Source organism: Gordonia sp. NPDC003376 (genome assembly GCF_053589235.1).
Genome location: NZ_JBSFRM010000004.1, coordinates 201,476 through 214,904 on the forward strand (window position 1 = coordinate 201,476; position 13,429 = coordinate 214,904).

Sequence of the window (13,429 nt, forward strand, 5' to 3'; positions counted from 1 at the left end):
CAGACGATGACCGAACTCGAGTACATCCAGACCGGCGGGGATCCTCGCGGATGGTCGGTGACCGCAGCCCGGAACTTCACGGGCATCACGAATCCGAACGCGGACGGCGTCACCGCGACGGGCAGCTGTCCCCGCTGCTGCCATCAGATGCAGACACTTCTCACCGACACGGTCTACCGCAACGTGGCCCCCGGTGGTGGCACGGCAGACAGGGGGGTCGCGATGGCCTGCGACTGTAGGATCGACCATCCCGGACACCCAGAGGGAGAGTTCGGTTGTGGAGCATGGTGGTCACTCCGGTACGAGATCTCCGAAACCGGCGTTGCCTTCCACAGTGTCAGCATCGCTGATCCGGACGCCGACGCAGTACGTGCGGATGCGCACGCGTTGCGAAGCGCCGGCGAGGGTGAGCTCGCCGCGGTGCGGTCGGCGGCGTCGTCGTGGTCCAAGGGCATCGGGGCGGCGGTCATCGCGCTACTCGGCTTCGGACTCGTCACCGGACCGTCGGACATCAGCGATCTGACACGCGTCGCCTCGATTGCGGTCGGGGTCCTACTCGCGGCTGCTTTGGTGGCCGGAGTGGTATCGGTCGGCTTTCTCTTCCGGTCCGCCTACGGTGCGCTCAAACCAGTATCCACGCCGCAGGATTCGCCGCCCGGACAGAACGCCGTCGCACTCTCTGATCACACCGAAGCCGTGGGGCGCCTTGGGTGGCTGCGTTGGGGATTGTTTGCCGCCGGTGTCGGTGTGACGATGCTGGTCGCGGCGGTGGGTGTCACCTGGTACGGGCCCGCGCCGTCGGAACCGGTCCTGCGGATCGTGGATCGAACCGGTGTTGCGTGGTGTGGTGAGGTCCAGGCCACCCACGACGGAACGGTGGCTCTCGACGCCGGTGGCACCACGGTGACCGTGAATCTCGACGGCGCCAAACAGATCCAGGTCCTGGGCGAGTGCCCGGCAACCGGATAGCTCACAGATCCCGGCGTGCGGCGGCCAGCGATGCCAGCCGTCTCGCCATTCCTGGATGCGACCGACGCAGCCGATGCACGTCGCCTCGCGTGTCGAGATGGGACCCGAGCACCAATGATCTGCCGCGCTCGAGCATCACGAGCGCCGCCTGAGCGTCGTCGTGGTGGAGCGCCACGGCCGCGCCGTCGGCGGCGGTGTCGGCGTGGTCAGTGAGTCGGAGGAGTCGACTCAGCGGATCGATCCCGTGCCAGGCGAGCTCGGCAGTGTCAGCTATCGCTGCCGAGTATGCCGCCATCGATGTGTTCCAGTCGGCGCGCTGTGCCGCGTGGACAGCGACCTGTAGTCGAGCCTCGGCGCGCAACGGGATGGGGGTCGACTCCGCATCCGCCACCGTCTGCCATCGGGTTCCGGCATCATCGCCTTCGCTATCGGCGATCCGGGCAAGGATGGCCACGAACGCCTGATACTCGGAACGACCGGGATCGGTCGCCACCACCGCCTTCTCGGCGATGTTGCGGGCCTGCTCGCCGTGCGTATCCGTCCACAGGCACTGGGCGAGGTTGGCGAGGAACTGTGCCTCGTCGATGTGCGATCTGTGGGCAGCCGCCAGCGCACGCTCGGCGTATCCGACGCTTGCCGACCGCCGCTCGGGATCGGAGGCCACGTCTGCGCGCAATCGCGACAGCAGCGCCACATTCGACAACACGTTGGGATCGTCCGGCAGGTGCCGGCACGCGAGTTCGGCGTAGCGCAAGGCTTCTGACAACTGCCCGGCATCGTCGGTGGCCTCGGCATAGGTGAGCAGGTGCATGGCGTGATTGGTCAGTGCCGACCCATACCGATGCGGTGTGGAATCGTCGAGGGCGTCGCATGCCCATCGCCCGAGCGTCACGCCGGTCGTCAGGGCGGGCAGGTCACCCGACCAGTCGAACCAGGTCATGGCGCTGTTGGCGGCCTCGCTCAGCAGATCAGGACGGTCGAGATGATCGATCGGGACCGCCGTTGCAGCGCGCAGCGCGATCCGAAACGCCTCCTCGATCCGAACCTGGTCACCGAGAGCCACGCCATGCTCTCGCAGGATCGATGCCAGGTTGGCGAGTCGGGCCGGAGTGTCGTCGACTGCGTCGCGGGCGAGTTGTTCTGCTTCGGCAAGGAGCTCGACGGAGCCGACCGAGCTGAACCGTGTGGCCAGGGTGATCGCGAGGTTGGTTGCACGACCGGCGTAGTGCGGGCTGTCGAGGGCCGTGGCAACCACCGCACGTCGGCCAGTGGCCTCGGCTTCGGTGAGAAGCTCGGGGCGCGGCACGCGGCTGCGGAGATAGGCGGTGCACAGGATGGCGCCGCGCAGCGACAACCAGCCGGCCTGTGCATGAGCAGGTGGGGTGACCGCCTTGGCTGAGTATTCCAGTGCTGCCTCAAGATCGGCGGGCTGCTCGTGGTTTTCGAATCGGGTGTACAGCGCCGAGGCGAGATTGCCGTGATGATCTGCAGTGGGTGCGAGGTCGGCTGCCTCGCGCAAGAGCGTGACCGCACGGTCGAGATGATCGTCACTGCCGGTGTGCTCGGCGAGATGTAGGTGAGCGATGGCAAGATTGGCGGCTACCGGCGCAAGCATCCGGGCCGGCAGAGCCGGTGTGAGGTAGGCGGCGGTTCCGTGGTGGATCGCGAGGTGAAGATCGCGGACATCCTGTGACACCTCGAATCGGTCGTCGAGCATCCCGCACAGGGTGCCGGCCGCCGATGCGAACTCGACTCCCTCGGTGTTCTTGGTGCGGGCAGAAAGCCGATCGATATCGGTGTTCGGATCCACCTCCTCTGGTTGAAGGAACTGTGGGGGAACGAGTTCGGGATGGTCGGGCAGCACGCTCTGGTACCACTCACTGCACGTAGTGAGGGCGGCTTCGTCTGGTCCTTCCGGGAGGCGCATGTACCGCAGGAGGTGGTAGCTACCCAATAACGCCCGCTCATGCGGTGTCAACGATGGTGTGTCCACATGTAATCGGGATGATCTGGCGAGAAGGTTGGGATCGAGGACGGCATCGTCGTGCTCATCGGCCGAGGCGCTCACCGCAGCCGCGATGTCGCGGAGAATCGGGTCATACCGGGACGCTGTCATCGGCCGCCTCGCCGGTGGGTCCGCACCAGTCTGTGGAGAACAGCATCGTCGGTGGCGGTCCAATCGAGAGCCGTGAGCATCTGGCGTAGTTGCTCGGCCCGGGCCCAATGGTCGGGTGCGGCATGGCGCAGAGCGTCCGTTCTTCCGAGTCCGGTTGCGTTGTCGAGCACGATAATTCGTGCGTGCTCGATTGCCGCGAGCGCGCCGCGAGGATCACTGGCGTTCAAAGCTGCCGCAGCGGCATCTTCCAAGAGCGTGTCGGCTTCCGAGATCGACGAGTGGTTGTCGCGAGGAGGACGCCAGGGACGTGTCGAAGCGACGGTGAGCGTGAGTGCCTGGTGATAGTCGGCTGCAGCGGTGTTCCAGTCGCCGAGTGAGGCCGAGGCATGCGCGGCCATGGCTGCTGTGTTGATGCGCCAGAAGTCAGGACCGACACCCTCTTGCATCGCAGTCTGAAAGGCCTTGCGTGCAAGTAGTCTCCGCGACGGGGGCGCATCGTCGTCAAACAGTCCACAGCCGAGCTCGTAGAACATACGGGCACGGTCGGGGTGGTCGGTGCCGATCAAGGCTATCGCCGAACGGGTTCGGGCGGCGGCACCGTAGATGTCTGCCTCGGTGGTTGCGGTCTCGAACAGTGCGGTCGCAAGCGCGGCCACAGTGAAGGCGTGAGTGAGCGGATCATCTTCTCGTGCGGAGGTTTCGATCATCTCGTCGAAGATGGTCGCGGCCTGCGTGGCGTCGTCGGTCTCGAAACGATCGGCGCGTTCGAGCAGTGCGTGGGCGAGGTTCACCGTGACGTCAGGGTCCGGATCGGGGATCTGTTCGAAGAGGTCCACGGCTCGGTCGAGGTCTGCTCGACGCCGGGTGCGTCGTGACAGGCGGACCAGGGCAATCGCGAACGCATTGCGGCGTCGGTTGAGTTCGTGGCGGTCGAACGTGGGATCGGTGAACGATTTCTCATGGAGCTCAACGCTTTCCACGATGTCGTCCAGAGACTCTCCGGCGAGGTCGTAGCGCACCGCCAATCCCGACGCGAGTGCACTCTGTGCCTCGCCCACGCCAGTCCCAAGACGCTCGGCAATGCTTCGCGCAGTGCGGAACTCGGCGATGGCGTCGTCCACGTCCTGCGTATCGCCGGACAGGCGGTGGAGTTGAAGGTAGGCCGAACCCAGGTTGGCGTGATGGCGGGAACTCACGATATCCCCGGAGGAGCGATCTGCACCGAGGGTAGTGCGGTAGTCGTGCACCAGAGATCGGAGTTCGGTGGGGTCCTGCCGGTGCCGTCGATGCAGGGCCAAGGATGTCAACGCCGCGAGCCCGGGGAGGTCACGCTCATCCTTGGTGCGTCCGTCCATCTCCCCTTGGACCTCTTTGGCGACGATTGTTGCCTCCTGCAGAACCTGCGACGACCCGGTCGTTTCGTGCAGCCTGAGCAGCGCGGTGAGCAGATTGGACGCACACGTGGCCCGGTCTGCGCTGCCTTCGGGGGCGAGCGTCAGCGCCCTGGTATGCAGTCGAATCGCCACCAGCAGGTGGGGTCGCGACGGCTCGAGCGGCGAGAGCTCCTCGAGCGCGCCGCCAAGATGGGACAGCACCGCGACCTTGTGCTTGTCTCGATCATTGAGTACCAAATTCGCGCCCGCGAGGATCCGGGCCGTATGGCGCAACCGTGCTGCATCCTCGGACGTCTCGATGAATGTGGGCCAATGGCGGCAAGCGGTCCAGACGAGCCATTCCACTCGCACTCGCTTGATCACGCCGCCCACGTGTTGACAGTAGTGGTTCTGGAAGCAACTGGGTGACAGGAACTGGCGCCACGTCTGGGAAATGCACGACGTGATCGGATGCGTTTGTGTTCAGCGGAACGCTGTGGGCTACGGAGCGTCGCTGTCCGACGCAGCTTCATCCACGGGCTCCGGGGGAGCGGGGTTCGCGTCTGGGCCGACCACCGGGGCAAGCGATCCTGCACTGGGTTCTGGCGCATCCTGGGTAGCCGGCACGTCTGGTGTGACAGGGCTATCGGAGGTGACGGAGGCGTCGACCTCGGAGGTGGCGGAGGCAGGGACCTCGGATGTCCCGCCAGCGGTACCTGACTCCGGTAGCGCGTCCGGCTCTGGAGCCAGTGCTTCATCCGAAGTAGGTGAATCGGCCGTGGCCGCGATTGTGTCAGGCTCGTCCGGTGCCGTCGTATCGTCAGCTGTAGGAACCTCGGTGAGAGAGCGGAGAACAGTGAGGTCATTGGCGACGAGTGAAGCTGCACTGGCTGAGTCGGCGCTCGTGGTGGTGGTCGTCGGCACTTGGTACTTCTTTAGTGCGTCCTGAACCTTCTGTGCTTCTTCTTCATCGGTTCGTCCCCAACGCTGCCAGGTGTGCGCTCCGTTGGTGTAGATGAAGTCGACCGGCAGACCGAGGATCGCGGCCTGAGCGTTCAAGATGACCGCGGACACGAAGGACACGAACTCAAGGACGCTGCCCATCACCGCCTCGCCGATCCCGCCGAGGGCCATGAGCTCATCCCACTCGGCTTGCGAGGCGATCAGCCCGTTGCCGGTGGAGACGATGATGGTCTGTCCGTTCGGCTTGGTCTGCCAGATCCGGCCGAAGACATCGTTGGCCGCCCAGGAGTTGCCGGCGCTGAACGGGTTACCCCACATTCCGTCCAGACCGTTCGAAATGCCCTGACGGGACGACAAGATGAACGGGATGAGAATCCATCCGATCGGATTGTCTGTCTGATAGTAGCCCGACGTCGACAATGCGACCTTGAATATATCGGGGTACTTCAGGGCGAGGTTAACGGCTTGTCCGCCGGAGATGGACAGGCCGACGATCGCGTTGCCGGTCTGGTCGATCGCGAAGTTCTCGTTCAGGTAGGCGGGGAGTTCTTCGCCGATGAAGGTTTCCCACTGCGGGTCGTAGGTATCCCCGCTGGAGGTGGTGAGAGGGTTTCCGTCGGAGTCGAGTGGGGGTGACTGCCAATTGGAGGACCAGGTACTCGTCGACCCGTTGATCATCACCAAGTTGTATTGCGTGCTGTATAGCGAACTTCCGGCACTGCCGCTCGGATCGTTGATCCCGCCGAGGAAGTAGACCGCTTGTTCCTGTTCGCCGGCGAGTTGATCGGACGGGCGGACCTTGACGGTCACATAGGTCTGCATCGACTCGGACCAGACCTTGCAGGTCTGCACGTCGTTGGTGCGGTCGGATGTGGACGCGAACGAGCATCCGGCCGAGGTTCGCGCGATTGTGGGGTCGACGGCGAAAGCTGGGCTGATCCCGCTGGCTAGTCCGATGGCGGTCGCGATCGCCGCTGTTGCCAGCGTGAGTCGACGGCTTGCGCGGCCGGAGTTGGGGCGAGGAGGCCGACATGCAAGTTTCGCCATGCGTAGATCACCTTGTCTGGATGGGAGATTTGAGTTGGCACCAGTGGCAGATCAGATGCGGGATGTCTGGCGTGATGCCGAGCACAAATCCTAACCGTGCCGTGTGCGAGCGGCAAAAGTATTCATTCATTCGAAGAGCGAAATGCGGGGAGTTAAGCATCCGGGTTGAGAAAATGGACATTTCAAAAAATGCGTTTCGCGAACAAAACCCTTACTCTCTGACGCATGCGCGGAATCATCCTTGCCGGCGGAACCGGCTCACGGCTCCATCCCATCACCCAGGGCGTCAGCAAGCAGTTGGTGCCCGTCTACGACAAGCCGATGATCTACTACCCGCTCTCCATGCTGATGCTCGCCGGCATCCGGGACATACTGGTCATCACAACTCCGAACGATGCGGTGGCCTTCGAGGGGCTCCTCGGCAACGGCGACCAGTTCGGCGTGAACATCAGCTACGTACAGCAGCAATCGCCGGATGGCCTGGCTCAGGCATTCGTCCTGGGGGCTGACCACATCGGGAACGACTCCGTGTCACTTGTCTTGGGCGACAACATCTTCTATGGACCCGGCCTGGGTACGCAGCTTGAAGGATTCGACGGCCTCGATGGTGGCGCGGTCTTCGCGTACTGGGTGGCCAATCCCGAGGCTTACGGCGTGGTCGAGTTCGATGAGAACGGCACTGCCGTCTCGCTCGAGGAGAAACCAGTCGAGCCGAAGTCCAACTACGCAGTACCCGGTCTCTACTTCTACGACAACGATGTCATCGAGATCGCCCGGAACCTCAAGCCGAGTGCTCGCGGGGAGTACGAGATCACCGACGTGAACGCACACTACCTCGAACGCGGCAAGCTATCGGTACGAGTCCTGCCGCGCGGCACCGCGTGGCTGGACACCGGCACCTTCGATTCACTGCTCGATGCGGGCAACTTCGTCCGCACGGTTGAGCAGCGGCAGGGTCTCAAGATCGCCGTGCCCGAGGAAGTGGCATGGCGTCGTGGGTTCATCAGCGATGACGAGCTCGCTGCGCGAGCGGCGAAGCTCACAAAGTCCGGTTACGGCACCTACCTCCTCAGCCTGCTCGAACACCGCTGACGGTCGGAGCTTTCACATCGGGAGTGGCTGAGAACATGCCGTCGATGAGCGCTGTGACGTAGACGGTGAGATCCGCATCTTCCGGTGTGGTGGAACCAGGGCTGCGAGTGCCAACGTCGATGTCATCTCGCACTTGCAGCTGTGACGAGATCAGGAACCAGCACGCCCGCCAAAGCCCAGAGGCCCGCTCTTCCGAGAACACCATCGCAGTTGCGGTCGTCAGAAGTGGCTCCGCCACGACGCAGGAGCGCGCACCCGCCTGCGTACCCGCGCCGAGAACGTCGGGCATCCGGGTGATTGCTGCATACGTCCGGTACACCTCTGAGGCGTTTTCGACGAGTTGGTTTCGCGGCGACTTGTGGTCGTAAGACCAGCGGATATGGCTGGCCGCGTCGGCGACGATCAGTGCCAGGAGCAATGCCTTGTTGGGCACCTAGTAGTACAGGGTCATTGCCTGCACGTGGAGGTCGGCGGCGAGTGCCCGCATATTGAGTGCTGTGACGCCGCCGGTCTCGAGGTGGCCAATGGCTGCGGCGATGATCCGCGCACGTCGCGCGAGCGGGGGTCTTGACACAGACGTGCCACCATTCCCTGAGTCTGAACGTAGGCGAGCGTCGCCGGTGTGCCTAGGGTTGCACGAACAGTGAATCAAATTCGACAGAATTCTTGCGTGATTTTTGAATCAATCGATCCGGTCCGTACGGTGACGCAGATCACGTTTTTCCCGAAACGTTCCCGGCGATTGTGTATCGATCCACAACGATAACTATCGTGAACCATCTGGACTGTCCTCCGGACGGACGAATCCCCAATCTGAACCGGTCAGGATTTACCAAATGTTCACCATTCTTGCGACAGGCCAGGGCTTCCGGGGCTGCGGAACGGAGGGGCTGGGTGAGGGGGGTTGTCGCACCAAATGCAAAGTTGGACAACAATAGTCACCTACAGTAGTGGTCCAGGCCACGATCTGATCAGGCGAAACACGCTGTCATCTGAATCATTTGATTCGAAGACTCTGGATTGCCTGTTTACGCGCTGGGGCTTATCTTTTTCGTACACGTGCGAGTCGCCCGACTCACTCCGTATTCCGAACGATCAACCAGCCTGCGGGCAACAGGTCGACGAACCCTCGGTTCACACGACCTCAACGAACTGAAAGGTGCCGCACCGATGTCGCTTGGTGATCGACCGATTCAGACTGTCAGGGGGCAGTGGTGACCGCAGACCGGGATATCGACTTCAGCGAGGACCTCCGCGCGACATGTGTGGACGGGGCTCCCCACCCACGCGGCCGAACATGGGTAGGTGGGTACCTGCGGTCTCTGGCTTGGACGGACATGTGCGTCGTGGTGGTCGTTGTGGCCGTCGCGCAGACCGTCCGGTTCGGCGCGGGCTCGCCGCTCGAGCCGAACGGTGCGATCGGTGTGCCGGCGGTGCTCGTCTCGGCGGCGCTGATAGCCGCATGGCTGCTCGCCCTGCGAGCATTCCAGACATATGACCGGCGGGTGATCGGATCCGGTCCGGAAGAGTACAGCCGTGTGATCACCGCGTGCTTGGCGGTCTTCGGAGTCCTGGCGATGGGTGATCTTCTCTTCCGGCTCAACATTGCACGTGGCTTCCTCTTGATCGCACTACCGATAGGGACTGTTGGGCTGGTGTTGTCCCGATGGGGCTGGCGTCAGCGTCTGACTCGACTACGCGTGAACGAGCGGAATCTCGAACGTCTGCTCGTGGTCGGCGCCGTCGATCAATCGGCGCCGCTCGTCAAGCGGTTCCTGGCAAACCCTGGACTCGGATACCGGGTCGTCGGTGTCTGCCTACCGCCGAGCTGGAAGGGAACACCCGAGGAGATGCGTGTCGGCGACACGATGGTTCCCGTGTTCGGTGACTTCGATGACGTCCGAGATGCTGTCGCTCACACGGGCGCAACGACAGTGGCGATCACCTGCACGGAGGCTCTCGGACATCAGGCAATGCAGGATCTTATGTGGGATCTCGAAGGAATGTCCGTGGAGATGATGGTTTCGCCGGGGGTCACCGATGTTGCCGGCCCACGGATGCTGGTCCGACCTGTCGCAGGACTTCCCTTGCTGCACATCGACAAACCACGATACGAGGGTGCCAATCGGTTCAGAAAGGCGGCTGTTGATAGGGCTGGTGCCATTCTGGGCTTGCTCTGCATCTCACCTGTCTTGATCGCGCTAGCAATCGCGGTAAAGCTGGATTCACGCGGCCCAGTGTTCTATCGCGCGACTCGCGTAGGCCTCAACAACCAACCGTTCAAGATGTGGAAGTTCCGCTCGATGGTTCAGGACGCGGATCAGCTCAAACACAACCTCACACATCTGGATGAGGGCGCAGGTGTCCTGTTCAAGATGCGGGACGATCCACGTGTCACCAAAGTCGGGAAGTTCATCCGCAGGTACAGCCTGGATGAGCTTCCTCAGTTGATTAACGTGCTTGGCGGATCGATGAGCTTGGTGGGTCCCCGCCCCCCGCTGCCAGATGAGGTAGAGAAGTACGACGGTCGAGTCGCACGGCGAATGCTGGTTAAACCCGGAATTACCGGATTGTGGCAGGTGTCTGGGCGATCGGACCTCTCATGGGAAGAATCGGTGCGGCTCGACCTCTCCTACGTAGAGAACTGGTCGATCATGCAAGACGTAGTGATCCTGTGGCGAACCGCCCGTGCGGTGGTAGCGAAAGAAGGAGCGTACTAATGCAAAGATCGACGTATCAATTGCAGGACGAAGCGGCTCAGAATCAGGATTCGGTGGCGTGAACAAGATCGTTGTCGTGCATATCGTTGAGGCTTATGGTGGTGGAATTCAGTCTGCAATTAAACGCTATGTAGATCTTTCGCCGGAAGTCGAACACCGCCTCATCACTAGGACACGCGTAGGACACGATACCGCACCATCAGGGCGGCTGTTGGACTGCCAGCGACATGAGCTCGAAGTTCCACTGGTTGCGTTTCTCGCGCGAGCAAGCCGTATCGCTCAAGCCATGAATCCTGATGTAATTCACTTACATTCGAGTTACGCGGGATTGGCACGCCCGTTCCTCCGTGGCTCACCTGCCAGAATTGTCTACACCCCTCATTGTTTCGCATTCGAGCGAAGAGACAAGAGATGGCTCGAACGCCAAGCGTACAAGGCAGTGGAGTGGGCAATGATGCGTTCCACAGCCCAGGTGTTCGCAGGGGTGTCTGCGTATGAGTGCCACCGAGCAAGGCAGTTAATGCCCAAGGCAATGACCTATCACATCCCGAATGCAATACAGAGAACTGTCGATAGGCCGAGTATCGAATCCCGACTAACGGGATCCTCGGTGGTTACCGCAGGGCGCATTGAGTTGCAGAAGGATCCCGAGTTCTTTATACGAATCATCCAGGAAGTCAAGGCGGAGCCAATTCGCTGGATATGGATCGGCGACGGAAATCCTCACACTAAGAGGCGGCTCGAAACACACGGCGTAGAGGTCACCGGATGGATACCCAATGATCACGCCCGGAACCTAATGAGCACCGCCGCACTGTATGTGCACACCGCTGCATGGGAGGGCGATCCAGTAACACCTTTGGAGGCGCTGTCGGCGGGTGTTCCAGCGCTCGTACGGAAGACGCCTACAACAGCACAGCTCGGGCACCTCGGTTTCACGTCTGTGGACGAGGCTGCGTCGATCATCGAACGATACTTCACTGACGCAGAATACAGGCGAAATATGGTCAGTGCTTCAGATTCAAAGCGCCAGCAGGATATCGATACTCTCCAGTCGGAACTTGACGCGTTGTATCAGAAATCGAAGAGTGGGAATAATGCCTAAGATTGCCTCTATCGGTCTCCCTTTCCATAAGATCACGAACGAACTTTTTGTCGCGCTCGAAAGCATACTTGTTCAGCCAGCAATATCCGACTGTCAACTCGTACTTGCTGGCGATGGAGCTTCGGTCGAACCCCTTCTTGACTATGTTCGCAGGCGTGGATTGATGCCCGGACAGATAACAGCAATCGAGTCGCCAGCTTCTAGAGGATTAGCAAGCACTCTCAATGCAATTACCAGTGAATCGCAGGCTCCCTATATAGTCAGATTTGATTCTGATGACATCATGCTCGATGATCGGATATCAATCCAGCTCAACTACATGGAGCGGCGGCCAGAAATCGACGTATCTGGAACACTAGCATGTTTGATGGACGAGCATTCGGAGATACTCGGGGAGTTCTCGGAGCCTCCACTTCCCGCGGAGCCAGTCGGATTCCTCCGCAGCAACGCTCTAAGCCATCCAACGGTAATTGCTCGTAGCGAATGGATGCGCGCTAATCCCTATGATGAATCGCTGCGCAGGACCGAAGATAAAGAGCTGTGGCTCCGAACGTGCCGCACAAGTACGTTCGGAAAACTGGGTATTCGGACCGTAGCATATCGCGTGCCGCGGAACATTGATATCAGCAAGTCAGTGGAGACATTCCGCGACGATCGAACTATTCTCAAGGCGGCGATTGAATCGGGGGAATTTCCTGGTGTTAGGAAATCGTCTGTCATGGTTCGTAGTCGAATGAGAGAGACAATCTTTAAAACCGGAATGCGACTCGGTGGCGGCCCCGCAATATTCACGAAAAAATATACCCAGATCGAACCCGAGGAACTCAGGAGTACGCAGGCGTATGTAGACCAAATCGTGGCGACAACTATCGATGTAGTCAAGTCGGCGCAAGCGGGAACCTCTCGTGACTAGAGCTGGCCAGAAATACTGCCTGGTGACAGTAACCTATGGAGCTCGTGTACCGCTCCTCAAAGAAACAGTGAAGCGTGCACTGGATGCAGGCGCCGACCGGGCTGTAGTGGTAATGAATGGAGTTAGCCTCAGCGACCGAGTCAACTTTCAGGACTGGTCTCGGAACGAGCACATGACGGTAGAAACCGTAGTGTGCAACTCGAACTATGGTTCTGCAGGCGGCTACTACATCGGAATCCGACGTGCGCTAGAATCGTCGAAGTGCGATAGCGAACTACTTGTTCTGCTGGATGATGACAACCATATAGTTGCCGGACGATTTGATGCGGTTGGGGAACTCCTGAGCCTTGACGATTCGGCATGTCTACTGCACAGAGAGATGCCTACGTCCGATCTAAATGCGCGAATCGGATCCGTGATGTACATAGACGTGTTTGATCGGTTTGCACGAAAGATCTACCGCCGGCCGACTCCGGAGACTGGGGATATGGTCGCCTATGCTCCGTATGGTGGCCTCATTATTAGCGGGACATTCCTCAAGAATTCAGGAATCCTGCCTCGGCCCGAACTACTCCTCTACGAGGACGACACAGATTTCACGTATAGGCTCACACGCGCTGGTCTGAAAATATCGACCGCTAGCGCTAGCCAACTGACTATTGTCGATGCTGATTCGAAATGGAGCAGTCAGACTGAAGGAAATACAAAGCTACCACTAGTCGGTATGGTAAAGGCGCGCGACCATGAGCGACAGTACTACTCAGTCAGAAATCGCATCTACTTCGATTGGACTCGCGCAGAGGATTCGCTACCTGCGAAAGCGCGATTCGCATTCAATCTGTGGGTGTACTCGACCGCGATCCTCGTAGGAGCGATCGGTGCATTTCGCCTCAAGTCGGCTTATACATTCTTCGTTGCATGCCGAGATGGGTTCCAAGCAGAACTGCCTCGTCGGGACGGATCGATGCTTGGACTGCAGATCTTTAACCCAGCAGACTATGGGGACGACATGCTCGACCTGGTATGAATGTAGATCAATTGGAGGGACACAGACTTCGAGTTTGCACTGATTGGGAGCTATTTTGAATCTCTATACGTGGCTACTATTAGCGGCCTTCCTAGCTGTCTCAG

11 protein-coding genes are annotated in these 13,429 nt (G+C 60.5%); 6 read left to right on the forward strand and 5 right to left on the reverse strand.

Annotated features, from left to right (window positions below; genetic code table 11):
• The first annotated feature begins 6 nt into the window (after window positions 1–6).
• Window positions 7–969, forward strand: a complete 963-nt coding sequence (locus ACWDUA_RS06650; RefSeq protein ID WP_449750217.1) for a hypothetical protein — start codon at window positions 7–9, stop codon at window positions 967–969.
• Between the two features lies 1 nt (window position 970).
• On the opposite strand, the gene ACWDUA_RS06655 is transcribed toward ACWDUA_RS06650, so the two are convergent.
• The 3 genes from ACWDUA_RS06655 to ACWDUA_RS06665 form a co-directional block, all read right to left on the reverse strand.
• Window positions 971–2,779, reverse strand: a complete 1,809-nt coding sequence (locus ACWDUA_RS06655) for a hypothetical protein (RefSeq protein WP_449750218.1) — start codon at window positions 2,777–2,779, stop codon at window positions 971–973.
• A gap of 302 nt (window positions 2,780–3,081) precedes the next feature.
• Window positions 3,082–4,851 (reverse strand): hypothetical protein, encoded by a 1,770-nt coding sequence (locus tag ACWDUA_RS06660; protein ID WP_449750219.1) that lies wholly within the window; start codon window positions 4,849–4,851, stop codon window positions 3,082–3,084.
• Between the two features lie 108 nt (window positions 4,852–4,959).
• The gene (locus ACWDUA_RS06665; RefSeq protein WP_449750220.1) at window positions 4,960–6,468 is read right to left on the reverse strand and encodes an alpha/beta hydrolase-fold protein; all 1,509 of its coding nucleotides are present in this window, start codon (window positions 6,466–6,468) and stop codon (window positions 4,960–4,962) included.
• A gap of 225 nt (window positions 6,469–6,693) precedes the next feature.
• On the opposite strand from ACWDUA_RS06665, the gene rfbA reads away from it, so the two are divergent.
• Window positions 6,694–7,560: a glucose-1-phosphate thymidylyltransferase RfbA gene (rfbA, locus tag ACWDUA_RS06670; protein ID WP_449750221.1), complete on the forward strand. Its 867-nt coding sequence runs from the start codon at window positions 6,694–6,696 to the stop codon at window positions 7,558–7,560.
• Here rfbA and ACWDUA_RS06675 read toward each other — a convergent pair.
• Complete coding sequence (locus tag ACWDUA_RS06675; protein ID WP_449750222.1) at window positions 7,538–7,993, reverse strand: hypothetical protein; 456 nt, start codon at window positions 7,991–7,993, stop codon at window positions 7,538–7,540. The two genes, rfbA and ACWDUA_RS06675, sit on opposite strands and share 23 nt — an antisense overlap.
• A complete protein-coding gene (locus tag ACWDUA_RS06680) occupies window positions 7,994–8,134 on the reverse strand; it encodes a hypothetical protein (RefSeq protein ID WP_449750223.1) in 141 nt (46 codons plus the stop codon).
• A 763-nt stretch (window positions 8,135–8,897) separates the two neighbouring features.
• Between ACWDUA_RS06680 and ACWDUA_RS06685 the strand changes: the two genes are divergently transcribed.
• The 4 genes from ACWDUA_RS06685 (at window position 8,898) to ACWDUA_RS06700 (ending at window position 13,325) form a co-directional block, all read left to right on the forward strand.
• Entirely contained in the window at window positions 8,898–10,280 is a 1,383-nt protein-coding gene (locus tag ACWDUA_RS06685; RefSeq protein WP_449750339.1) for a sugar transferase, read from the forward strand.
• Window positions 10,281–10,338: 58 nt separating this feature from the next.
• Window positions 10,339–11,385, forward strand: a complete 1,047-nt coding sequence (locus ACWDUA_RS06690; protein WP_449750224.1) for a glycosyltransferase family 4 protein — start codon at window positions 10,339–10,341, stop codon at window positions 11,383–11,385.
• Window positions 11,378–12,298: a glycosyltransferase gene (locus tag ACWDUA_RS06695; RefSeq protein ID WP_449750225.1), complete on the forward strand. Its 921-nt coding sequence runs from the start codon at window positions 11,378–11,380 to the stop codon at window positions 12,296–12,298. The genes ACWDUA_RS06690 and ACWDUA_RS06695 overlap by 8 nt, the downstream gene beginning before the upstream one ends.
• Window positions 12,299–12,470: 172 nt before the next feature.
• Window positions 12,471–13,325 carry a hypothetical protein gene (locus ACWDUA_RS06700; protein ID WP_449750226.1) on the forward strand — a complete coding sequence of 285 codons (855 nt, stop codon included), beginning with the start codon at window positions 12,471–12,473 and terminating at the stop codon, window positions 13,323–13,325.
• Window positions 13,326–13,429: the final 104 nt, after the last annotated feature.

Coding starts and splice junctions, on each gene's coding strand:
- rfbA (WP_449750221.1), top strand. CDS start 6,694: ATGCGCGGAATCATCCTTGCCGGCGGAACCGGCTCACGGCTCCATCCC.
- ACWDUA_RS06650 (WP_449750217.1), top strand. CDS start 7: ATGACCGAACTCGAGTACATCCAGACCGGCGGGGATCCTCGCGGATGG.
- ACWDUA_RS06685 (WP_449750339.1), top strand. CDS start 8,898: ATGTGCGTCGTGGTGGTCGTTGTGGCCGTCGCGCAGACCGTCCGGTTC.
- ACWDUA_RS06665 (WP_449750220.1), bottom strand. CDS start 6,468: ATGGCGAAACTTGCATGTCGGCCTCCTCGCCCCAACTCCGGCCGCGCA.
- ACWDUA_RS06700 (WP_449750226.1), top strand. CDS start 12,471: ATGACGGTAGAAACCGTAGTGTGCAACTCGAACTATGGTTCTGCAGGC.
- ACWDUA_RS06695 (WP_449750225.1), top strand. CDS start 11,378: ATGCCTAAGATTGCCTCTATCGGTCTCCCTTTCCATAAGATCACGAAC.